Below are 23026 nucleotides of genomic sequence, written 5' to 3' on the forward strand. Positions count from 1 at the left end.
ACAGCAATGAACCCTACCACGCTCAATCTGCTTGCGATCTCTGTATTCGCCTTCACCATGCTGAGTTTGGTAGGGCCACTGATCAATATTTCACCGGGTGCAGTCGCGATCGCGCTTTCAGGCATTGCGGGTGTGATTGCTATCGATCGCTTTGGCGCTCAGGGCAAAGGCGGTAACCTTCTAGTTGATCTGGTCTCTCGCCAGTCCTCAGAATATCGTCAGCGCATTCTTCACCATGAAGCTGGGCATTTTTTGGTCGCGCACCTGTTAGATATCCCGGTACAAAGTTATACCCTCAGCGCTTGGGAAGCGACTAAAGCAGGTATGCCCGGACTAGGGGGTGTGGTTTTAGATACAGCCGCTATCGAAGCCGAGCTGGCGACTGGCACGCTCTCAGCCCAGCAAATCAACCGCTATTGCATCTTATGGATGGCCGGAATCGCGGCTGAAACTCAAACCTATGGCAGCGCAGCAGGTGGTGAAGACGATCAGATGAAGCTGAGGCTCTTGTGGCAGCAGACCCAGCGAACCGCCGCCGCCACCGAAACTCAAATTCGCTGGGCGCTATTGCAGGCCCAAACGCTGTTAGAAAAGCAAAAGGATGCTTATAACGCTCTGGTCACAGCGATGTCTGAGCGAGCGTCAGTCGAAAGCTGTCTGCAAATTATTGAAGCAAACAGAGTCGAGACTAGCAAAGTCGAAGCGAGCGGAATCGGGTAGGCCCCCACCGTTGCCCGTTACCCCCAGTGCCTAGAACTTGAAGCGAAATGCAGAAGTTGCCATATTGCGCTCTTACCAATGCTATCTAGATCCTGGCCGACTAAGGTTACATGCCAACTTCACTAATCACTCGGTTACGCCCAGATGCTTTTGCCTTCAGCAGATTTTGATCCGCTCTATGTAGCAGACTCTGTCCTCTACCGTCATCCTCAGGGTTGAGTGCAGCCACGCCAATGCTGACAGTCAGGGCGATGGTTATGAGCTGATGACTATCGTGACTCGTATTTACCCGAAAAGGATTGTCGGCAATAGACTGCCGAATGCGATCGGCAATCTCACTACCCTCACCGATATCTGTGCCATTGAGTAAGATGACAAACTCTTCCCCACCGTAGCGAAAGGCCGAATCGTAGGAGCGCATGTTACCGGACAGACGTCTAGTCATAGATCTTAGTACCTCGTCTCCTACTAGGTGACCATAGCGGTCATTTACCTGCTTAAAGCGGTCGATATCTACCACCATCAAAGTCAAATGCTGTTCTTTAGCGCGGGCTATTTGAATCTGATCGGGTAGGGCGATGTCAAAGGCTCGGCGGTTGCTCATCTGCGTCAATGAATCGTTGAGGGCAACTGCTGAAAGCCAGTCGTTAGTTCTAGAAAGGTTGCGATAGCGCTGATTTCTATGCAGTCCGCTTTGGATATAGGCTTGGATGAGGCGAGAGTGATCTAGCTGAAGGTGCCAAGCGCTGCGCTGTCTAGTTTGAGGAGTCTGCGCTTTTATCTTCGTAGCCAAAGAGTGATGAGTAGAAGAGACGCCTGCGGCGATCGCCATCTCACTTTCGCACATTTCATTTTCGCAAGCTGCGCTCTCGGATGCTAGCCAGATATAGGCATCTGCACCCGTCTCTAGAGCTCGCGCAGTTTTCTCTAGGCGGATCTTCTCTAGCTGGCTGTATCTTTCTTGCTGACAGTGCCTGCTGCCATCGCTCTGAGCTCGCTCTATGACAATTGAATAAGCGTTCTGATTTGGGCCAAATGTTTTAAAAATTGAGTGGTCTACGAGCTTTAGAATGTGAGCGATAATAATATCGGGCGGTGAGTGTCTAGCAGATGCGATCGCCTCGGCAGTAGTCACAGCGGTAGTGATGGTGAGCTCGTTAAGTTCTTGGACTTGCGATCGCACTCCGGTGATAAATTCTTTTTCGCCGAATAGCAACACGTTGTTCATGAAAATCTAATTCTGCTGTAGCTGAAACCAAAACTTAGCTGTGAACGGACTAGAACTTTAGACAATAAAGTAAATAGCGGATAGCCTACCTTAGGCTAAAAACAAGCTGAAAACAGACATTCTCAGTGACCTGTCAACAGCCAAAGCTGCATAAACAGAGGTGCTATCCACAGAAAAATATCAAAAAATATCAATCCTTTAATATCAATCATCTTAAGCTAAGGGTTCCATCAAAGCGATACAAATGCTTCAGTCTCCCTTAATAGCAGACAGTTTCTTCACGAAACGGAACAAGATCTTTAAACACTTTTATCTATTAAAGATTACTGGTTAATGTTCATGACTTAGTACTTGTTTCTCTATCTTGTTCCTAATCTTATCCATAGATAAGTTGCCTGATATCTATAACACTACAGCGCCACTTTCAAACACATACTATAGAGAAGGCTACGCCCACCAGAAACACCCTGCGAGCGGTATCGCTGCTAGGTGACCAACGCGCACAGTCAAGTCGGTTAGTTCTAATCAATTAGTCCGAAACGCCATAGAACGTCGTAGAGTATGGCAACATTGATCAAATTGAATCAAATAAATTGAATCAAACCTAGAGAGCTTTGCTCTTCTGCCAAAATCAGAGCTTTTATAGAGCCTGCGGTCCTCTGCTTATGTCTGTTACTTCTTCAAATTCAAAGTTCAGCTCCCCACAGCTTCCTTTCTTGAGCGGCGCTGACATACGCAAGCAGTTTTTGTCTTTCTACGCAGCTAGAGACCATCAGGTTCTTATCAGCGCGTCGCTGGTGCCAGAAGATCCGACTGTGCTGCTGACGATCGCGGGCATGCTTCCTTTCAAGCCTATTTTCTTGGGTCAGCGCGCCGCTGAGTTTGAGAGGGCAACCACCGCGCAAAAGTGCATTCGCACGAACGACATCGAAAACGTAGGCCGCACCGCTCGGCACCATACGTTTTTTGAGATGTTAGGCAACTTTAGCTTTGGTGACTATTTCAAAAAGCAGGCGATCGCCTGGGCCTGGGAGCTCTCGACAGAAGTCTTTAAGCTACCCGCCGATCGCATTGTGCCTAGCGTCTTCAAAGACGATGACGAAGCCTTTGCCATCTGGCGAGACGAAATCGGCATCCCCGAAGAGCGGATTATTCGTATGGGCGAAGCTGATAATTTCTGGAAATCTGGCCCGACTGGCCCCTGCGGTCCCTGCTCGGAACTCTACTACGACTTTCATCCCGAACGCGGTGACGACAGTATCGATCTAGAAGACGACACTCGCTTTATTGAGTATTACAACCTGGTCTTCATGCAGTACAACCGCGATGCCCAGGGTAACTTAGAGCCTTTAGAAGCTCAGAATATCGATACGGGGCTAGGGCTAGAGCGCATGGCCCAAATTTTGCAAGGCGTGCCGAACAACTACGAGACTGATCTGATCTTGCCAATTATTCAAACGGCAGCAGAGATCGTTGACCTAGACTATCACCGGGCAACAGATGCCCAGAAAGTGTCGCTAAAGGTGATTGGCGACCATGTGCGGGCAGTGATGCATATGGTGACCGATGGAATTAGCGCCTCTAATGTCGGTAGAGGCTATGTGCTGCGCCGATTGATCCGACGAGCGGTGCGTCACGGTAAGTTGCTAGGCATCGATCGCCCCTTTACGACTGTGGTAGCCGATCGTTCGATTGCTCTTTCTGAAGAGGCTTATCCAGCGGTACGCACTCGCGAAACCGCAATCAAAAATGAGCTAGATAGAGAAGAAACCCAGTTTCTAAAGACGCTAGCAAGAGGCGAGAAGAGACTGGCCGATATCTTAGCCGAACAGCCTTCACAAGTGTCCGGTAAAGATGCCTTTGAGCTGTATGACACCTATGGCTTTCCGTTAGAGCTGACCCAAGAGATCGCGGAAGAAAGTGAAATTGCCGTAGATACTGACGGCTTCGAGGCAGAGATGGCCCAGCAGCGAGAGCGATCAAAAGCCGCGCATGAAACGATCGATCTAACAGTCCAAGGCAGCTTGGATACGCTAGCTGAGCAAATTGACTCGACTGAGTTTGTGGGCTATCAGCGCGCCGATAGCCAAAGCCGGGTTGAAGCGATCTTAATCGATGGAGAATCAGTTGATCTTGCTAAAACCGGGGCTGATGTGCAGATAGTGCTAGACCAGACGCCTTTCTATGCGGAGTCAGGCGGACAAATTGGCGATCGCGGCTATCTATCGGGCGACAACCTGGTCATCCGCATTGAAGATGTGAAAAAGGAAGGCAGTTTCTTTGTTCACTTTGGTAAAGTAGAGCGCGGCAGCCTAGCTGTGGGCGCTCAAGTGAGTGCCAAGATCGATCGATCCTGCCGTCGCCGCGCCCAGGCCAACCACACGGCTACTCATCTATTACAGGCGGCGCTGAAGAGTCTGGTAGACGAGTCGATTTCGCAGGCAGGCTCTCTGGTTGATTTCGATCGGCTGCGTTTTGACTTTCACGCTTCCCAGGCGCTCACGCCAGAACAATTGCAGCAGGTAGAAAAGCAGGTAAACACCTGGATTGCTGAAGCGCACGGCGCTGATGTGCAGACGATGCCGATTGCCGAGGCTAGAGCAAAAGGCGCGGTGGCGATGTTTGGCGAAAAGTACGGCGATGAAGTCCGAGTGATTGACTACCCCGGTATTTCGATGGAGCTGTGTGGCGGCACTCACGTAGGCAATACGGCTGAGATCGGCGTGTTCAAGATCATTTCTGAGACCGGGGTAGCCGCAGGCATTCGCCGAATTGAAGCGGTGGCTGGCCCAGCCGTTTTAGATTATCTAGAGGTGCGCGATCGCATTGTTAGAGACCTCAGCGCCCGGTTCAAAACCAAGCCAGAAGAAATTAGCGATCGCGTCACTGCTCTGCAAACCGAACTCAAAAATGCTCAAAAAGGTCTGGTCGCGCTTAAGTCGGAACTTGCCCTGGCAAAATCCGACCAGCTTTTGAGCCAAGCGGAAACCGTAGGCGAAATCCCAGTGATTGTGGCGAATCTAGAGGCGGTAGAAGCCGATGCGCTAAAAACAGCCGCTGAAAGGCTACTGCAAAAGCTGGGTGATGGCGCAGTCGTTTTAGGCTCTATTCCTGCCGAAGGCAAAGTTAGTCTAGTTGCTGCTTTTAGCAAGCCAGTAATTAGCAAAGGCTTGCAGGCCGGAAAATTTATCGGCGGTATTGCCAAACTGACTGGCGGCGGCGGCGGCGGTCGGCCCCACTTTGCTCAAGCAGGTGGGCGTGACGCGGCTAAGCTACCTGAAGCCCTAGAAACGGCAAAAGCCCAGTTAGAAGAAGCGCTGGGCAGATGAATAGTCTCGGCTTGATATGTATTAGCTAGTAAAGCTTTACTAAAGCCTTACTAGCTATAGCAGCACTCTTTTCTTACGAGCATTCCTGATGAGTACTTCTAATTAGCAGCGCTCTTCTCAGCGCCATCGGCACGACTTTCCTCAGAATCGACAGACTTTGAGGCGGGTGTCTCTGACACCTTTGTCGCCTTGGACTCTATACCGTTTTCTAGCGGTGAGATGTTGACAATCTCTCCGCCTAGCATAGTGATCCGCCGCATTTCCTGGCTCATGCGATGAAAGGGGACTTGAAAAAATTGGTTCTGGCTGCTGCGAATGGGTGAGCGCTGACGAGCGGTGATCTCGTTTTGGCTCAGGCCAGTCACTTCATAGATAAAGATTCGGTTGTCTACGCTAGAGGTGGTGCTTGTGGCGCTCTGTCCTAACATGATGAGATGGGATAAATAGGGCTAGATGAGAACGGGCTGTAAAGAACAGTTTCTAAGTGCTCAGGCTGCTTTGCTGACGTTGGCGATGCGAGCACCACTTTGAGCGATCCTTTTGAGGGTTTCGTTGAGGGCTTCGTAAGAAACGATTAGTACCCGGTTGCTACGGCGAATGCTGGGATAGCCTGGCCGCCGTTGTCCAGCAATCTCGATTCGATATAGGCGATCACGACCTGTAGCAGATCCGGGTCTAGCAAAGGCGCGATTGTTGTTGGTAGAGGTCTTGGCGCGGCGATAGGCCCAGCCGTTGTCACCACTGCCAGAAGAGGGCGGCACTACCGCTGAGACACTATTTTGAGCCAGCTCTTGGGCGAGGCGAGAGGGCGTGCCAGCAATCTGAGCGCGATCACTATTGGCATAGCCGCGATACAAACTGAACATGCGAGTAAAGCCCGCTATCTTCTGGCCTGTCTGGGTGCTGAACCCTCGGCAATAAGGCACGATGCTATCGCCAAAGTTAGTCTCGTACTCTTGAGAATCGATATAAGAGTCGATATCGGCCTCAAATCCCTCGTTTTGATAGCGATCGAGATGTTCAATCACCTCGGATTCATCGTAGGGCGCACGGCCTAGCAGATGCTTGATATTGAGCTCGATTACGCGGGTTTGAAAGTTGGGATAGAGAAACTTTTTTTTATACAGTTCTGATTTGGCGATCGCGCGAACAAAGTCTCTAACGCTCAGCGCCCCACTAGTGACTAGAGATTCTAGCGTCGTTAAACGCTCTGAGCGCATTAGATAGTCGTTCCCTAAGACTTGCCGATAGGCAGCATAGATCACTGCCTGGGTGTCGTCTGAAGAGGCCCTAGGTCGCATTTCGACAGGCTGCTGGTCGGTAAAAGGAACAGTTCCTAGCCGGTTAGAGGCTGTTGTGATAGCCACAGATCGTTTCTCCTGGTGATACTGAAATTTTGACTGAGCAAGTTTGGTTAGCTACACAAACTTGAGTTCGCTTGAATGAGGTCGTTTGAAGAGCGCTAGGCGGGTGAAACATCCACAATGCGACAGCCTCTTTTGTTGAGTCGCTGTAGCGTGGATGAGAGCAGATCGTAAGCCACCACATATTCCTGCATACCCAGACGAACCTGGGGCCGTTGCCGGCTGGCTGACTGCGATACTCTGATGCGATAGAGCTGCTCACGAGCGCCACCGGTTACGCCCTGTAGCTCTTTGCTGGCGTTGGCGGTTCTGACTGGGCTAGCCGAGTTGCGAGCGAGTTCTGTGGTGAGGGTGCCTTTTTTGTGATTGACGCGGGCGCGATCGCTGCTAGCAGATCCCCGGTAGAGTTGAAACATCCGGCCAAATCCCACCGTTTTTTGTCCTCTTTGAGTGGCAAAGCCTCGGTAGTAAGGCACAATCTGCTCGCCAAAGTTGCTCTGATATTCTGCCGAATCTATATAGCTGTTAATTTCGGCCTCATAGCCCTGCTGAATATAGAGATCGACATGCTCAGCAATCTCAGATTCATCGTAGGGGGCGCGGCCCAATAAATGCTTAAAATTCAGCTCAATAAAACGGACATTGGGCGTGCTGTAGAAAAATTTCTGCTTGTAGAGCTCAGATAGGGCGAGCGATCGCACAAAATCACAGGTTCTGATATGGCCTTGTCTGAGCAAAGACTCGCTGCTGATCAATCTCTCAGCGCTCATTACATGGTCGTTACCGAGCACCTGACGATACGTTGCCCAGATCACCCCTTGAATATCAGATTCAGAGGCATTGGGACGCAGCTCGATCGGTTCGGACTGCACAAAGGGCTCAAACCCCAATCGTCTGGCAGCAGTTTCGCTCGTCATATCAGTTAATCTCCTTTCATCTACGACTAGAACATTGTTTGTAGAGGCTAATGCGTATACATAAATCGAAGAAGTGCTTCGGATTCTCGTAGCCCTCATCCCCTAACCCCTTACTCCCTGAGGGAGAAGGGGAAGCGGACTCAAACAGCACAGATATCTGGCCTGGTATTCAGCACAAATATCTAGCTGAGTGAATTAATGGCATAGTCAAAGTAGGAATTGGCCTCAGCCGCTTCGTCTCCACTCAGACCGTGGTTAGCTTTGATATGCTTGAGTGCTTCTACATACCAGCTAGGAGAAAGATCAAAGGTTTTGTTGATCTCTTGGATGCCAGAGATCAGGTACTCGTCCATGGGGCCAGTACCACCAGCGATTAGGCAATAGGTCACCATCCGTAGGTAGTAACCAATATCCCTAGCACACTTCTCTTTGCCAGTAGAGGTAGAAGCGAAATTGCTGCCCTGCATCTGAGTAGTGTACGGAAACTTGTCATAGACGGCTTTGGCTGCGCCGTTAACTAGGCTGTCTGCATTTTGGGTCAGCGACTGGGCTGCAGATAGTCCAGCTTGGGCCTGGCGGAAACGGCCAAAGGCAACCTGTAGCTCTGAGCTGCTAAGGAAACGACCTTGCGAATCAGCGGCTGCAACCGCTTCAGTCATGGGAGTTTTCATGTTGGAATCTCTCTTTGAAATGTATGGAAATAGATAGTTGATACAAGCGGTTAGCGGAGACGGAGACTGTTACCCGGCGGCGGGTTACCCAACAGCAGCAGCAGCCTTATCGAAATAGCCACCTAGCTCAGACATCAAAGAACTACAGTCGCCCTGAGTGATGCCCTCACGGGAGTTGGCAATTTCGATTGCCGTATTCTTCATTTTGTCGACGCCAGCGGCAACAGAACCGCCCGGTACGCCAAGCGCTGTGTAGGTTTCGCGCAGACCGTTCAAGCAGCGATCGTCCAAAACACTCCCATCGCCGGTAAACATGGCATAGGTGACGTAGCGCAAAATAATCTCCATATCTCGCAAGCAAGCAGCCATGCGACGAGAAGTATAGGCGTTGCCCCCTGGAGCGATTAGCTGTGGCTGCTCGGCAAACAGCGATCGCGCTGCGCTCGACACGATCTCAGAGGAGTTGCTAGTGATGCGATTAACGGTGTCAATTCGCTTGTTCCCTTCTGAAACCAGCTTATTTAGGGCATCAAGTTTGTCGGCGCTGATGTATTCACCGCGCGCATCAGCCTGAGAAATTACTTTCGTAAAAACATCGTACATGTGAAATTGCTCTCCTACTTTCTCTAAAACACAGACAGACAAGCAAGCAGACACTAGCCAGCTAGGAAAAGTTCAGCTAGGAAAAGTCGGGCTTTTCTTGGCTGTCGGCTTGATTTGATATAGTGCGATCTCCGAGTTCTTTTTACAGTCTTTTCCCATAGATACTGTCACGGGGTGCTGTTACGGGGTGAATAGCTGTTTTTCCTAGTAAGCGCAAGCGGACTTAACACATAGAGGCGAACCCTGATAGAACGTTTCTATAAAACATTCCTCAAGGCATTACCCCAAAAGCAGTAAGCCATTCGCTACAGAACCACACACAGCGCAAAAACAAAAAGACAAAAAAGAACATTTCCCGACGGTTTTACCACGCGGGCTTGGGTAGCTCGAACCAATGACTTGATTTAATCAATTTGCTTGTGCAGATATTGTGCATAAGTTTGTATCTATCTAGTTACAAAACTCTCAATGTCTTGCGTGAAAAGCTTTTCAAGTCTTTATAGATATGGCGATCGCTCTAATAAACGTTACGATCAGTTACATTAAAGGTTCAGGGCACAAGGATATTTGAATCTGAGCTAACGCAATCGAACAGCATTGTCTCTAGGTAACGCTGTGCCCACTCTTTATCGAAAGCTCGCTCTAGAATTCGGCGGGTTTTATCATTTTTCTGCTGCTGTTGGCAGTAGTGCTTTTGCCCAGCCCATATAGAAGCGAGCGCGGCTCTATCTTCGACTCTAGTAGACTCACAGGCGAGCTGGCAGTGAATTGACAGGTATTTTGCGACCTGGTTCAAGAAGCTAGCGGCTTCTTCAGGGCTCTCTATTCGCACAAATAGGCAGTGCTCTGAGAAGATACTTCCCCATTCTGGCAGCACTCTAGGACTAGAAAATTGAGGCACCGGCAGACGCGCTAAGGCGTGCTGATAGCTGGCAGGTAGGGTGCCATCTGATGAGACAGGGGATAAATCTGCGATCGCAGCGGTGATCTGGCCCCTAGCAGCTACAATATCTACTCCAAAAATAGGCAGATCGAAGCAAAGGTGCGGAAACATGACGCAGTGCAAGATATCGAGATTGTTGCCGACCCTAGCGAGTTCTAAATGGAGCTTACGAAACTGTAGAGTTTGATAGCACAGGTTTTGAATAACTAGCTGTTCACCTTCTAAGCTGCCTTCGACATAGCCTAGATCGGCGGGTGTCTCGTAAGGGAACACCATGAGCTGCTTGTGCCAAATGTTTTTAATCGTTGTGGCTAGCTGAGCAATAGTAGGGTGCTGTTTCTTTGCTAACGGCGGCTGTGAGAGCTGAACCATGATCTTTTGAACCTTGTTTTCTACTTCTCACCTTGCCTCACTCACTGTGCAGACCTTGTGCAAACCTTTTATCCAAACTGTCTAAGCGTCAGGGCTAGGCGCTAGGGTAGCTACGCTGGTCGGTGAAGATGATTAGCGGCTTGGCTGAGGCGGTTTAACAGTCTAGTCGCCAAGGCTTGCCCCTGCACAGGTTTGGTGATGTAGTCGTCTGCGCCTAGGGCAAATGCCTGGTCTTGTTTAGCCGGATCGCTATGTACGCTAAGAAATACAATCGGTAGATGCTGCCACTTGGCATGGCTACGCAACACTTGAGCCAATTCAAACCCATTGATATGAGGCATCTCAATGTCAAACACGACCAAATCAGGCTGCACCTGGTTAAACAATGTCCAAAATCGCTGCGGGTTAGTCAATGGCGTAATTTCAAAATTCCACGGATGCAGCAGTTGCACTACCTGCTTGAGATAGTGGGCATCGTCATCCACAATCATGATTTTGCGCGGGCAGACGTTTAGTATCAGCGTTCGGCTAATGGCTTCTAGTACCTCTGAGGGGGCAACTGGATACTCTATTATCAGCGCACCGCCGCGACGAACTAAGTCCAAGCGATTGCCAAAGTCGGCCTGGGGCGTAATGACCGTTACAGAAACTTGTGGCCAGCGCTCCGAAAGCTGCTGAATAAAAAACAGCAGCTTTTGCAAAATCGGTTCGTCTAGCACCGTATCGGTTTCCCCGGCTACTAGATTAACTAGCACCATATCCGGCGGCGGTGCGAGTAATTCTATTGACGTTTGGGCTGGCCGATCGAGGCAAAGCGAGTGCGAAGCCGCTTCTACTGAGGCCGCTACGCTTGTTTCTATTCCTTGGGCAACGGCCATCGCCATTAGCTGCCGAACATAGGACATGCTGTTAACATCTACCATCATCACCTTTGGCGCGTTGGGTGGATTGTCTTCTACTGGACAAACCAGCCGAGGCGATTCATCGAGTGCGTGTCCAAGCGTGGTCACAACGGTATGAAACTGAGCGGCTTGAGCCGTAGAAAAGTCCGTTCTATCGCGATCGCCCGCGCGAAGTAATAGTTGTTCTACCTGAAGCGCCAGTCGGTAGCCCTTCATCAGGCCGAAGGTGCCTAGCGTGCCGGCCAAGCTATGAGCGATTTGCATCGCCTGCGTCTGCTGCTGCTCGCTGAGCTTTTTTACCTGCAGCGTTTGGGAAATTTGTAAGAGCGTTTGCCAACGGGCCAAGCTCTCTCCTTTGTGGGCTTTCCACGCTTGGGTCAGCCCCTCTAGATAGCGGGCCGAGCGCTGATCGCAGAGACTAGTATCGGCTGTAGGCGAGGCATCAATGACGAGAGACTTTAGCCGGTAGCCCAGTCCATGTACGGTCTCAATTAAGTCGGCTGCAGCGCCTGACTGACTGAGCTTTTGGCGTAGCCGCCGGAGATGCGATCGCACGGTTGCTTCACTGGGAAATTCCTCCGAAGACCACAGCTTATCTAACAGAGCCGTCGCACTATACACCTGGTGAGGAGAGCGTAAGAACAGTTCTAAAAGCGAGTATTCTTTGGCCGTCAGCGAGACGGGCCGACCGCTGTAATGCACCTGAGCGCTAATCGAATCGAGCTGTAGCTTACCCCAGCTCAAAACGGTATCGGCTTCCAAGGGCGATCGCCTCAGCAGCACCCGCATCCTAGCGAGTAGCTCATCCATATCAAAGGGCTTAACAACATAATCATCCGCGCCTGCTTCTAAGCCTTCTATTTTATTGATCTGCTCATTTTTTACAGTTAATAGAAGAATGGGCACACCATAGCCTTGCTGGCGCAGGCGCTGACATAGACGGACCCCGCTAAGCTGAGGTAGCATCCAATCTAAAACAATCAGGTCGTATTCAAAAGTAGAAGCGTAGGCCCAGCCCGTTTCGCCATCGGCAACGCAATCAACAACATAGTTATGCGCCATTAGCTGTGAAGTTAGCAGCGTAGTTAGCGCCTTGTCGTCATCTACTAGTAAAACTCTCATATAGCTTTTGATGTAGCTCTTGTTGGTGTCACTGTTGTTTTATTGTTGGTTTTGATATGGATTCTAATTTGAACTCGCTAGTATCTGTATTTTGTTTCTCTTTTCCTATTTGTTCTTTCGAGCGGCGATTCTATTAAATGTATGTTTGGTCTGTCTATTGGAGTCTGCTGATTTGCATGAATCTGGGCGGAGAATTGTATAGGCCGTCTATACGGGCAGTGAGGCTAGATCCAGTTCAGCAGCTGCGAAATTTTGCTAGCCAAAGACAAAGGCTCAAATGGCTTGGTGATGACGCCAGCCACGCCAATTTCTTGAAAGAGCCGCTTTTCGGATGCCTGCGTTTTTGCTGTGAGCAGAATCACCGGAATTGCTCGGGTTTTAGGATTTTTTTCTAGGGCGGCAAAGGTGGCTATTCCATCCATGTTTGGCATCATCACATCAAGCAGAATGGCATCCGGCTGACAGCTCTCGGCCTGACGAATTCCTTCTTTTCCAGAAGAGGCGGTTATCCCTTCCCAGCTAGCTTCTATTTTGAGACTAAGCTTGACTACTTTTTGAATAGATTCTTCGTCGTCGACGATCAAAATACGTTTGGGTGAATGCATAGCGCCAAGAATAATTTTATGGATAATGCTAGGGATAGTTCTATGAGGGTTGAGTCGGCGATCGCGCGACTAGTAGAGGCGATAGTGGCACAGTAAAGAAAAAGCAGCTTCCCTGTCCTAGCTGGCTTTGCGCCCAAATTTCGCCGCCATGCTGTTCAACAATTTTGCGACAGATGGTCAGCCCTAGTCCGGTGCCTCCTTTCTTGCGAGAGTCGGAAGAATCGACCTGTTGAAACCGCTCGAAGATGCTGTCGAGCTTTTCGTGCGGAATGCCTTGACCGTGATCTCGAACGCAAAACAGAGCGGTTTCTCGATCTGTGCTCTGTTTGGCTAAAGCCGAATTTACTAAAGCCGGATCAGTGGTTTCGACGCTAAGGTGAACCACTGACCCAGCCGCAGAAAACTTGATGGCGTTGCCTAGTAGATTGGTCAGCGTTCGCACGATGTAATCCGGATCGGCCCAGATTGACAGTGACTCGGCGTGAACCCGGATTTTAATATGGTGCTGTTGCGCCATGGTCTGGATGGTTTCGACGGCCTCTTCTATCAGCTCGGCAGTATCACAGGCATAGGCATCGATAGTGACTTCGCCAGCTTCGATTCGCTGCAAGTCGAGGACGTTGTTGACTAGGCGCACGAGCCGATCGGTATTTTCATCGGCGACAGTCAGCATCTCCTGGCCTTCTTCGCGTAAGTTGCCGAGTAGCCCGGTTGCTAGCAGCTTTAAAGACGTATGAATAGAGGTCAACGGCGTTCGCAGCTCGTGGCTGACAACGGCAATGAATTCGTCTTTCATCCGTTCGATAGCTTTGCGATCGCTAATGTCGGTGGTCAGCGCAAAAAAGCCTTTGACCTGAGTCGATTTTTGTCGACCGTTCTTCGAGCCGCTCTCATGATCTGCCTGTGAAGCAAAAGAGTCCTTAGCCGTCTCTAAATGAGGAATGTAGGTGACACTCACCGAGCGATCGCGCCCATCTTGAAAGGTGAGTTCACTCTCATACGTGACCTGTTCACCGGCTAGTACCGCCTCAATATAAGGTCGAATGCTCTGATAGTGAGCAGTGCCCATCACCTGCTGAATCGATTGTCCAGTGATATCCACTGGTGAGCGTCCTAGCCACTGCTCATAGCGCTGATTATTAAACTGATAGCGCTGGTGACGATCGATATAGGCAATCAGCACTGGCAGATTATTGGTAATTAGCCGAAGCTGCGCTTCACTTCGTCGCAGCGCCTTTTCTACCTGTTTGCGTTCTCGAATCTCTTGCTGCAAAGCGTCATTAGCCTGAGTCAGCTCCGCCGTACGCAAATCAACCCGCTCTTCTAAATACTCCATTAGCTGACCTTGAGAAAGCGCTAGACTAATTTGCCCCGCAAGCTGCTGCATCAGATCAAGCTCAAAGTCTGACCATTGACGAGGATGGCGGCACTGATGAGCAATTAACAGTCCCCACAGATGCTTACGCACCGCCGTAGGATCTTCGGCACCGTTATCAACACTATTGATAGAGGGATTGATTGGGCGAACAATCGGAACAATCAGTTTTGATTTGATATCCCACTGGTCGATAAACTCAACTAAACACTCAGAGATATTTGCGTTTGGATCGTGGACATCGGCGATCGCGCGGATGCGCCCTTCGGCATAGAGCATCTGATATTCTTCTGGGAACACCTCTTCTGGAAAAGAAATTTCTAAAAGAGAAGGGTAAGGCGCTACTACCGCTTCACTCACAGCCTTGCCCGTGCTGTCTGGCAGTACCTGATAGATCAATACCCGATCTGCATTCAGCAGACGCTGAATCTCATCGACGGTGGTTTGCAAGATCTCTTTGAGCTGCAAAGACTGACGAATCTTGAGCGTGATATCAGCAAAGATTTGAGCCCGCCCTGGTTGTTCTGATGAAAGGCCGTGGGTGAACTGATTTTGCAGCACTCGCAGCAGGCGAGCCTGATCGATTAGACCCAGCAAATGCCCCTTGGCATCGACCACGGGCAAATAGCTGATCTGATGCTGTTCTAATAAGTCGATGATAGGCGCGATGGGTGCGATCGCCGAATGCTCTACAGTGATCACCGGTCGCGTCACGATTTCAGCGAGTCGCATACTTGCCCAGTCAGGATTTTGTGCCAAAGCGCTCATCAAATCTTGACGGGTGGCAATCCCCACCACCTTGCGCCGATAGACAGCTAAAATGCAGCCTGCTGCCGGATGCGAGTTCAAGCAGTCTAGTACCTTTGCCAACCGAGTTTGACTAGAAGCTGTCAGCGGATTGACGTCCATTACCCCTTGCCAATACAGAGGGTTCGCGCTTAACGAAGAGGAAACTCTAGCAATAGCTGACATTTTCTGGGGGCTCCAACCGCAGGCTCAAGGCGTAGCGACCCTCAAAAGCAGTCACTCATCCTCAGTCTAAAGGTATGAGATATCTGACAAATCTGTTACAGAACTATTTTGATTATTAAAGTTTTGAGTACCTATCGTTACAGAGTTCGCTGTATCAATCATCAAAATTTATTGGCTGTAGCGAGTACGCAATTAATTTGCATATTGATTTGCGTATTGAGGTATTGACTATTGACGTAACTAACCTTAAGCGCCGTCTCTGTGTTAAGCAGGTGATCTCTAAAACATCCTGACAACAGTGCTTTTAGCAACTGACAACTCGTTATTCTATGGGCGGCAGCAGCCTATGTAGATGATGTTGCTGAAGAAATTTTGGCGCTTTACTTCAGTGTCATCTATGTAGTTTCTGTAATAAGTCAGTATATTTACCAAGTTTTCATATCCTGATTAAGATCCTTTTTTTAGTGCATAAGCAGCAGGCACGAATAAGTTGAGCTAGTTACGCTCAAAACAGTCATCGGCAGTCTATTAGCTTTCCGCGCTTTGCTTACTACACCGCGAAAGGCTACAGCCCTAGTCGTAAAACGCAAAGCGCATAGCTGCGGTGCGACCCCGCGTCGTCGCACCGCAGCTAGGGAACGCCTACCAATTGCACGTAGGCGTAGCCTTCTCGTTGAGTATGCATCCGCGCATTGCTATACATTGTTGATTTTTGCTTCTCTACGTTCTTCTAGACGCTGAACTTTTTTGCCAACAAGCTCGGCTGAGCGATCGCGATCTTGGTTAAAAACCACCTATCGAATCTTCTAATGATGACTTCTTCCACAGATATCTTGCCAGCTAATATCTCACTGGCTAACATCTCGCAAGCTAATATCCCACAAGCTAAAGCGCTGCTGTATCGCTGGCTTCAGCAGCAGATACCTGCTGAGCGGCTGGCCTGGTTAGACAACAGGTTGAAACAACTCGCTGAGAAAGGTGCTGCCGACCGATTGCTGTTTACGACGTTTAGTTCGGTGCCTCGCTACACCACCAAAGCTGATCTATCGCTGACGGATGCCGATTTGCGAGAAGCGGATTCTATCCGAGCTGGCTGGCTACCTAACGGTTGGAGTCTTGATCAAGCTGGACGAACCTTGTTGCTTTTATCGCTGCCGGACAAAGCGGCTGAGAGCTATCAAGCCTCGATTGAAAAGCTATTTAGCGCCGCTGACGTGAGTGAACAAATCGCGCTGTACCAGAGTTTGCCACTACTGCCCCATCCCCATCTGTTTGTTGCTCGCGCCGCTGAAGGTTTACGCACTAGCATGACGGCAGTCTTTAATGCGATCGCGCTCAACAATCCTTTTCCGGGCGACCATTTCGAGCAGCTTGCCTGGAATCAAATGGTGCTCAAGGCCGTGTTTGTCGAAAGTCCGCTGCATCTGATCCAACAGCTCGATCGGCGAGCGAATCCTGAGCTGGCCCGCATGCTATCAGACTATGCTCACGAACGCTGGGCCGCGAAGCGTGAGGTCACCCCTGAGCTTTGGCGTTTGATCGGCCCTTTCTTGAACGACCAGTTCATCAGTGATATTGAACGGGCGCTGAATTTGCCTAGCAAAGAGCAACAGCTTGCCGCTGCGATCGCCTGCGCCCAGTCCTCGCTACCTGCGGCTCAAAAGCTCTTGTCCCAACATCCTGCTGCAAAAGCTGAAATCGCAGATCGCCAGCTCGACTGGGACAAGTTCAGCCAGCAGTATCTAGCGGCTTGAACGATATATCAAACAACCGCCAGCCCAACCTCCCAGCTCAACGCCATATTCACTCTGCAAAACTCAGCATCTTTATCTCTCAAAACCATGACTCAAACAAACGACGTTAGCGCGATGACCTTTATCGACCCGCACATTCACATGACCGCGCGCACCACCTACGATTACATGGTGCTTAGAGAATATGGCGTGGTCGCTATTATCGAACCCTCCTTTTGGATGGGTCAGCCGCGTACAAGCGCCGGTAGCTTCAAAGATTACTTCAGCAGTTTGGTAGGCTGGGAGCGGTTTCGCGCCGCTCAGTTTGGCATCCGTCACTATTGCACGATTTCTCTTAACCCCAAAGAGGCTAACAATCCAGAGATTGCCGATGAGGTAATGGATTTGCTGCCGATGTTTGCCTGCAAAGAAGGCGTGGTGGCGATTGGTGAGATTGGCTACGACGAGATGACCCCAGCCGAAGATAAGTATTTTGGTCTACAGCTAGAGCTAGCCAAAGAAGTCGATAAGCCTGTGCTGGTGCATACGCCTCATCGCAACAAAAAAGAAGGCACTTCTCGCAGTATGGATGTTTGCACAGAATATGGTGTAGACCCCGCTAAGGTGATTATCGATCACGCGAATGAAGAAACGGCAAAAGAAGTCTTAGACCGGGGCTTTTGGGCAGCTTTCTCGATCTATCCGAAAACGAAGATGGGAAATCAGCGCATGGTGGAACTGGTGCGTCAGTATGGCTGCGATCGCATCATCGTTGACAGCGCTGCTGACTGGGGTCTCAGCGATCCGCTAGCCGTTCCCAAAACCGCTCAGCTGATGGCTGAAATGGGTATTCCCGCCGAGCATATCCGCAAGGTTTGTTATGAAAATGCCCTTAGTGCCTATGGTCAAAGTGGCGAAATGAAAGAAACCGACTGGACTAACCCACCGGCAGTTGATCAAAGACAGCTTTACGACGGTAATTCTGTGCTGCGCGGGCAGCAGCCCGTGACCGACTCGAAGGAGTTGGCTTCGCTGTTAATCGAGTAGATATCGCTAAAACTCAGTGCGGAAATTGCCAGTGCAGAAATTACCCCTACAGAATTGCCACAACAACTTCAGCCACGACAACTTTGACCGACCATGACTGCAACAACCGCTCGCGATTCTAGCGCTTGGGCCTATCTGCAAATGATGCGCCCTGCCAATATCCTCACCGCTTGGGCCGATATTCTCTTGGGCTATGCCGCTTCGGGCGCAGCAGTGCTGAGTATCACCACGGGCCTGGCGGCTACATCCACGCAAAGTTTGATGCCACTAGGCTGGCTATTGCTATCCACCACCGGACTCTATGGCGGTGGGGTGGTGTTTAACGATGTGTTTGACGCTGATCTAGATGCTGAAGAAAGACCGGAACGACCGATTCCTTCAGGGCGAGCATCCAAGCAAGAAGCCATTGTTCTAGGAACTGTCTTATTAGCAATTGGTGTAGTCGCTGCTGCTCAGGTATCTGGGTTAAGCGCTTTGCTAGCCACATTCATTGCAGTGGCGGCGCTTAGCTATGATGCGATCGCCAAGCACAATCCCCTGATCGGGCCGCTAAATATGGGCCTTTGTCGCGGCGCAAATTTGCTCTTGGGGGTAAGTGCTGTGCCGCTTGCGGTTCAATCCTATTGGTTCTTGGCGCTGATTCCAATCGTTTATATTGCAGCGATTACGACCATCAGCCGAGGTGAAGTTCATGGCGGTAGCCGTTCGACCGGGATAGTCGCCCTGTTAATGCTGGGGTTAGTGATTGCGGGTGTTGCTGGCCTTACCTTGTTACCTAGCTACGGTGGCCTATGCGTTCTTCCTTTTGCTCTACTGTTTGTTGCCTTAGTACTGCCTGCGTTTGTTCGCGCTGCGCTCAACCCCACTGCCGAGCAAATTCGAGCCGCTGTCAAAGCTGGCATTCTCTGTTTGATTGTTCTAGACGCTGCGATCGCCTCTGGATTTACCCACTGGATTTATGGCCTTGGTGTGCTCTCTCTTTTACCCGTTTCTAGAGGACTGGCTAAGCTTTTTGCCGTGACATAACAAAATTCTGCCGATCTCAAACCGTTCTTGATACTTGTTCACTAAACCAACTTCTTTGATATGACGTTTACTATTGCCGCCCCCCATCTAAAAACTCAGCCCAAAACTCAGCCTAAAACTCAGCTCAAACCGCTTCAGCAGGACTTCAGCGTTCGCTTTACCTACGACGTACATTTCACACAAAGGTTATTTGACACTGATAATCCACTTCTCGCAGATGTTTTGACCCAGATAAAAACGTCTTCTACCCAGGTCTTTGTTGTAGTCGATTCAGGCGTAGCGCAGGCTCACCCTCAGCTCGTCAGTCAGATAAAAGCCTATGCCAGGCGCTATTCAGAAGCGATTACGCTGGTGGCAGAGCCGTTGATAGTACCCGGTGGAGAGATTGTTAAGCAGAGCGCAGAGTGGGTAGAGAAGATTCAAGACGCGGTGAATAGAACAGCAATCTGTCGACACTCTTATGTGATGGCGATTGGTGGCGGCGCTGTTTTGGATATGGCTGGCTATGCGGCGGCGACGGCTCATCGTGGGGTGCGCTTGATTCGTGTACCGACCACTGTACTGGCTCAAAATGACTCTGGCGTGGGGGTAAAAAATGGCATTAACGCCTTTGGCAAGAAGAATTTTTTAGGCGCTTTTGCACCGCCGACGCTAGTGTTCAATGACTTTGATTTTCTGAAGGCTTTGGGCGATCGCGACTGGCGATCGGGCATTCCAGAGGCGGTGAAAGTCGCTTTGATCAAAGACGCAGATTTCTTCAGCTTTATTGAAACGTCGGCTTCTGCGCTAGATCGACGAAATATGGAAGCGATGAAAGAACTGGTTTATCGCTGCGCTAAGCACCATGTCGAGCACATTGGTGGATATGGCGACCCGTTTGAAAAGGGCTCCTCGCGTCCGCTGGATTTTGGTCACTGGGCCGCCCACCGTTTAGAGCATCTGACTGACTATGCGCTGCGTCACGGTGAAGCGGTTGCCATTGGTATCGCTTTAGACAGCACTTACTCTTACCTCCAGGGCCATCTCGATATTGATAGCTGGCAGCGTATCCTGAGCACGCTCCAGACGCTCGGCTTTGAGCTTTACGTTCCTGAACTAAGTAGCTACCTCAATCATCCCAGTCATCCTGACTCGATCTTCAGAGGATTGAGTGAGTTTAGAGAGCACCTCGGCGGTGAGCTAACTATTATGCTGCTAAAAGCAATCGGTGTGGGTTTTGAAGTGCATGCGGTGGATTTTGATGTGTATCGTCAGGCGATCGCGCTATTGCAGGAGTCCTAAATGCAAGTTAATTACCTCACGCAAGGCAATATGCAGGCCGATGTAAAAGCCAATGTGAAAGACGGTGCAAAAGATAACAGGGAAGGCGATCGCGCCCTGCACCTAACCTACTGTTCTAATATTCACCCTGGTGAAACCTGGGCCGAAGTTAAGCAAAATCTCGAAACCTATCTGCCCGCCCTAAAGCAGCGACTTTCTCCTGAATCACCCTTTGGCATTGGGCTGAGGCTATCGGATCTAGCTGCGCGAGAAATCTTGGAACAAGATCATCTAAAGGCATTCAAAACCTGGCTAGAAGCAGAAGATCTATACGTCTTTACGATCAACGGCTTTCCGTATGGTGGATTTCATCATCAGGTCGTCAAAGACAATGTCTATGCCCCAGATTGGTCAAAACCCGAACGGCTAGACTATACGCTGCGACTGGTAGAGATTCTTTCTGCGCTCTTGCCTGACGGTATGGATGGCGGCATCTCTACTGTTCCACTTTCCTACAAACCCTGGTGGGTAAATGATTCAGACGCTCGTGATATCGTATTTGCCGTTAGCACCCAGCAGCTGGCTCAGATCACGGCTAGGTTAGTAACACTAGAACAACAGGGCCAGCAGCTACATATCGATCTAGAGCCTGAGCCAGACGGCCTGCTAGAAAATGCGGCTGAAGTCATTGCCTATTTCAATGACTGGCTACTGCCGATCGGCGGTGCCCAGCTAGGAAAAGAGCTAGGAATTTCTCAAGCGCAGGCAGAGCAGCACCTGCTAAATCACATTCAGATCTGCTATGACACCTGCCACTTTGCGGTGGAATATGAACACCCTCAGCAGGTGTTTGAACAGTTTCGGGCGGCGGGCATCAAGATTGGCAAAGGCCAGCTCAGTGCGGCTCTAAAAATTGAGCTGCCTAGTGACGTCGAAAAGCGTCAGTGGATGGCCACGCAGCTTGAGGCTTTTGCCGAATCAACCTACCTGCATCAGGTGATTGAACGTGGCGGCAATGGTGAGCTAAAGCAACATGCCGATTTGCAAAAGGCGCTGCCTCATTTTGTCAGCAGCGATGCCAAAGAATGGCGCACCCACTTTCATGTGCCGATCTTTGTCGATCGATACCAGGCGTTTCAGTCAACCCAAGCAGAGATTACCTCGTTCCTAGCCGCGCTAAAGAACAATTTAGGATGTTCCCATCTTGAAATCGAAACCTATACTTGGGACGTGTTGCCGGCTGAGATGAAGCTCGATATGCTGACCTCTATTCAGCGTGAGTACGAGTGGGTCTTGGAGAATTTTGCCTAGCGTTGCCTGTCTAGCACTGTCTACCTAGCGCTACCTATTTCTATGAAGAAAACTGTTGTTCTAAACGTTGTTGGCCTCACCCAAAATCTAATCGGTGAGCATACCCCTTATCTATCGCGCTGGATGGAGCGAGGGAAACAGGTGGCGATCGCGCCCATAATCCCAGCAGTCACCTGTGCGGTTCAGTCCACCTACCTAACGGGGCAATATCCTAGCGAACACGGGATTGTGGCGAATGGCTGGTACTTTCGCGATGACTGTGAAATCAAGTTTTGGCGACAGTCGAACAAGCTAGTACAGTCTCCTAAAATTTGGGACCAGGCCAGGGCAATCGATCCGAACTTCACCTGCGCCAATATGTTCTGGTGGTACAACATGTACTCAACGGCGGACTATGAGGTAACGCCGCGCCCGATGTATCCAGCAGACGGTCGCAAGCTGCCCGATATCAATTCCAAACCCGCTAGCCTGCGACCTCAGCTACAAGAAGCGCTTGGACAATTCCCGCTTTTCAAGTTCTGGGGGCCAGTGACTTCGATTGAATCGAGCCGGTGGATTGCAGAGTCTTCTAAGTGGGTGGATGCCAAGCATGACCCGACGCTGACGCTGGTTTATCTCCCTCATCTAGACTATTGCTGTCAAAAAGTCGGCAATGACCCTGATGCGATTGCCACCGATCTGCGAGAAATTGACGAGGTTTGTGGCGATCTAATCGATTATTACGAGAAACGGGGAGCGCAAGTAATCGTACTCTCGGAATATGGCATTCAGCCTGTTTCAAAGCCGGTGCATCTCAATCGGGTGCTGCGACAAGAAGGACTGATGGAATTTCGAGAGGAGCTAGGACGAGAGCTGTTAGACGCGGGTGCGAGTAGGGTATTTGCGGTGGCTGACCATCAGCTTGCTCATATCTATGTAAATGATCCTGCTGATTTGCCGAAGGTGAAGGCGCTGCTCGAAGCGGTTGACGGCGTTGCCAAGGTTCTAGATGAAGCGGGTAAGCGTGACTATCATCTAGACCATGAGAGATCGGGAGAACTGGTTGCTGTCGCTGACCCTGATGCCTGGTTCACTTACTACTATTGGCTAGACGACAGCCGTGCGCCTGATTTTGCTCGTACTGTCGATATCCATCGCAAACCGGGCTATGACCCCGTTGAGATGTTTATTGATCCTTCTATTGCGCTAGCTAAGCCAAAAATTGCCGCAACGTTGCTGAAGAAGAAGCTAGGTTTTCGCACTTTGATGGAATTTACGCCGCTAGATGCCAGTTTGGTCAAAGGCTCTCACGGTGCTTTTCCATCTGATCCGAGTGAAGGGGCGTTGCTGATCTCTCGTCAAGCAGAACACCTTGAGTCGAACACAGTTAAAGCGGTGGATGTCTGTGACGTTATTTTGAAACATCTTTTTGAAGGCGACGTGAGTGTTTAGGGTAGAGAGGGACGTGGGTGAGGATGGTACCTGTTTGGCGGTATACATCGAGACCCACCCCGTCACTTCGTGCCACCCCTCCGAGGAGGGGACTT

General features: G+C 50.2%; 18 protein-coding genes. 8 read left to right on the plus strand and 10 right to left on the minus strand.

Annotation, left to right across the window (positions count from 1 at the left end; translation table 11 throughout):
- Positions 1-6 precede the first annotated feature (6 nt).
- Positions 7-720 carry an ATP-dependent Zn protease gene (locus tag IQ256_RS02145; RefSeq protein WP_193853820.1) on the plus strand — a complete coding sequence of 238 codons (714 nt, stop codon included), beginning with the start codon at positions 7-9 and terminating at the stop codon, positions 718-720.
- A 106-nt stretch (positions 721-826) separates the two neighbouring features.
- Here the strand turns inward: IQ256_RS02145 and IQ256_RS02150 are convergent, their stop codons facing one another.
- Entirely contained in the window at positions 827-1948 is a 1122-nt protein-coding gene (locus IQ256_RS02150; protein ID WP_193853821.1) for a GGDEF domain-containing protein, read from the minus strand.
- A 665-nt stretch (positions 1949-2613) separates the two neighbouring features.
- Here IQ256_RS02150 and alaS point away from each other — a divergent pair.
- Complete coding sequence (alaS, locus tag IQ256_RS02155) at positions 2614-5277, plus strand: alanine--tRNA ligase (RefSeq protein ID WP_193853822.1); 2664 nt, start codon at positions 2614-2616, stop codon at positions 5275-5277.
- 98 nt (positions 5278-5375) lie between these two features.
- Here alaS and IQ256_RS02160 read toward each other — a convergent pair whose 3' ends face one another.
- From IQ256_RS02160 to IQ256_RS02200, 9 genes are all read right to left on the minus strand, one after another.
- Positions 5376-5705 carry a phycobilisome linker polypeptide gene (locus IQ256_RS02160; RefSeq protein WP_193853823.1) on the minus strand — a complete coding sequence of 110 codons (330 nt, stop codon included), beginning with the start codon at positions 5703-5705 and terminating at the stop codon, positions 5376-5378.
- Positions 5706-5765: 60 nt separating this feature from the next.
- The gene (locus IQ256_RS02165) at positions 5766-6644 is read right to left on the minus strand and encodes a phycobilisome linker polypeptide (RefSeq protein ID WP_193853824.1); all 879 of its coding nucleotides are present in this window, start codon (positions 6642-6644) and stop codon (positions 5766-5768) included.
- 95 nt (positions 6645-6739) lie between these two features.
- The gene (locus tag IQ256_RS02170; RefSeq protein WP_193853825.1) at positions 6740-7558 is read right to left on the minus strand and encodes a phycobilisome rod-core linker polypeptide; all 819 of its coding nucleotides are present in this window, start codon (positions 7556-7558) and stop codon (positions 6740-6742) included.
- 182 nt (positions 7559-7740) lie between these two features.
- On the minus strand, positions 7741-8229 hold the full coding sequence (gene cpcA / locus IQ256_RS02175; RefSeq protein WP_193853827.1) for a phycocyanin subunit alpha: 489 nt from the start codon (positions 8227-8229) through the stop codon (positions 7741-7743).
- Positions 8230-8313: 84 nt separating this feature from the next.
- Positions 8314-8832, minus strand: a complete 519-nt coding sequence (locus tag IQ256_RS02180; RefSeq protein WP_193853829.1) for a phycocyanin subunit beta — start codon at positions 8830-8832, stop codon at positions 8314-8316.
- A 550-nt stretch (positions 8833-9382) separates the two neighbouring features.
- Positions 9383-10147: a phycocyanobilin:ferredoxin oxidoreductase gene (locus tag IQ256_RS02185; protein WP_193853831.1), complete on the minus strand. Its 765-nt coding sequence runs from the start codon at positions 10145-10147 to the stop codon at positions 9383-9385.
- Between the two features lie 110 nt (positions 10148-10257).
- On the minus strand, positions 10258-12171 hold the full coding sequence (locus tag IQ256_RS02190; protein ID WP_193853833.1) for a response regulator: 1914 nt from the start codon (positions 12169-12171) through the stop codon (positions 10258-10260).
- 224 nt (positions 12172-12395) lie between these two features.
- Positions 12396-12776 carry a response regulator gene (locus IQ256_RS02195; protein ID WP_193853835.1) on the minus strand — a complete coding sequence of 127 codons (381 nt, stop codon included), beginning with the start codon at positions 12774-12776 and terminating at the stop codon, positions 12396-12398.
- A 40-nt stretch (positions 12777-12816) separates the two neighbouring features.
- Positions 12817-15123 carry an ATP-binding protein gene (locus IQ256_RS02200; RefSeq protein ID WP_193853837.1) on the minus strand — a complete coding sequence of 769 codons (2307 nt, stop codon included), beginning with the start codon at positions 15121-15123 and terminating at the stop codon, positions 12817-12819.
- Positions 15124-15932: 809 nt separating this feature from the next.
- Here IQ256_RS02200 and IQ256_RS02205 point away from each other — a divergent pair.
- The 6 genes from IQ256_RS02205 to IQ256_RS02230 all read left to right on the plus strand — a co-directional run bounded on the left by IQ256_RS02205 (position 15933) and on the right by IQ256_RS02230 (position 22931).
- Positions 15933-16877, plus strand: coding sequence for an EboA family metabolite traffic protein (locus IQ256_RS02205; protein WP_228024494.1), 945 nt, complete (start codon positions 15933-15935; stop codon positions 16875-16877).
- A gap of 87 nt (positions 16878-16964) precedes the next feature.
- The gene (locus IQ256_RS02210) at positions 16965-17903 is read left to right on the plus strand and encodes a TatD family hydrolase (RefSeq protein ID WP_228024495.1); all 939 of its coding nucleotides are present in this window, start codon (positions 16965-16967) and stop codon (positions 17901-17903) included.
- Between the two features lie 93 nt (positions 17904-17996).
- On the plus strand, positions 17997-18929 hold the full coding sequence (gene eboC, locus IQ256_RS02215; RefSeq protein ID WP_193853841.1) for a UbiA-like protein EboC: 933 nt from the start codon (positions 17997-17999) through the stop codon (positions 18927-18929).
- Positions 18930-18989: 60 nt separating this feature from the next.
- Entirely contained in the window at positions 18990-20210 is a 1221-nt protein-coding gene (locus IQ256_RS02220; RefSeq protein ID WP_193853843.1) for a 3-dehydroquinate synthase, read from the plus strand.
- Positions 20211-21500 carry a metabolite traffic protein EboE gene (gene eboE / locus IQ256_RS02225; RefSeq protein WP_228024496.1) on the plus strand — a complete coding sequence of 430 codons (1290 nt, stop codon included), beginning with the start codon at positions 20211-20213 and terminating at the stop codon, positions 21498-21500. It begins immediately after the preceding gene.
- A 42-nt stretch (positions 21501-21542) separates the two neighbouring features.
- Complete coding sequence (locus IQ256_RS02230) at positions 21543-22931, plus strand: alkaline phosphatase family protein (protein ID WP_193853845.1); 1389 nt, start codon at positions 21543-21545, stop codon at positions 22929-22931.
- The last annotated feature ends 95 nt before the right edge of the window (positions 22932-23026 follow it).

This window comes from cf. Phormidesmis sp. LEGE 11477, assembly GCF_015207105.1.
Lineage (GTDB): Bacteria > Cyanobacteriota > Cyanobacteriia > Phormidesmidales > Phormidesmidaceae > Phormidesmis.